Source organism: Brasilonema octagenarum UFV-OR1 (genome assembly GCF_963888615.1).
Taxonomy (GTDB): Bacteria; Cyanobacteriota; Cyanobacteriia; order Cyanobacteriales; family Nostocaceae; genus Brasilonema; species Brasilonema sennae.
Genome location: NZ_CAWPKW010000028.1, coordinates 1 through 913, shown reverse-complemented (window position 1 = coordinate 913; position 913 = coordinate 1). Strand labels below are relative to the sequence as shown.

Here is a 913-nt window from a genome sequence, read left to right as displayed (position 1 = left end):
GCCGGGGGCTGGCTCAGTAAATACAGGAAATTTGCCGTTACCCCAATCAAATTTACCAGAATCGACAATCACGCCGCCAATAGAAGTACCATGTCCACCAATCCACTTAGTGGCAGATTGCACGACAATATCTGCACCATATTCAATCGGTCGAGCTAAATATCCGGCAGCACCAAAGGTGTTATCTACAATTAGAGGAATGCCATTTTCATGGGCAATGTGAGCTAGGGCTGCAAAGTCTGGAATGTTGAACTGGGGATTGCCAATGGTTTCAATGTACAGTGCTTTTGTGCGATCGTCGATCGCCTGACGGAAATTTTCCGCCTCATCTCCCTCTACAAACTTGACATTAATACCTAAACGTGGTAACGATACTTTAAACTGGTTATAAGTTCCGCCATACAAGAAACTGGTAGAAACAATATTATCTCCAGCTTGAGCAATGGTACTTAACGCCAAGAATTGCGCCGCCTGACCGCTAGAGGTCGCTAACGCTGCTACACCTCCCTCCAGAGCAGCAACTCGCTTTTCAAATACATCTGTTGTCGGATTCATGATCCTGGTGTAAATGTTACCAAACTCCTGCAGGGCAAACAACCGTGCTCCGTGGTCGGCATCATTAAAAACGTAGGAAGTCGTTTGGTAAATTGGTACAGCACGGGCATTAGTTCCGGGAGCAGGTTCTTGTCCAGCATGAACTTGCAGAGTCTCAAAACGATATTGGTCTGACATAGATAAATTGTGTAGAGATTATATTTTACAGGTAGTACTTGAGGTTATCAACAGTAAGTTTATCAATTTATCGTATTATAATTCACATTCTACGGATATGGACATGTCCAGAGCGCAAGAGACTTTTTTCCTCCAAAAGAATATTCTTTAGTGAAAAGTCTGGAAAGTAAAAATCTCGGAC

General features: G+C 43.4%; 1 protein-coding gene. It reads right to left on the bottom strand.

Translation table 11 applies throughout. From position 1 onward, the window contains the following. Positions 1 to 732 (bottom strand): O-acetylhomoserine aminocarboxypropyltransferase/cysteine synthase family protein (locus AC5590_RS01405; protein WP_169269024.1); only part of this gene is annotated, 732 nt, incomplete at its 3' end. Between the last annotated feature and the right edge of the window lie 181 nt (positions 733 to 913).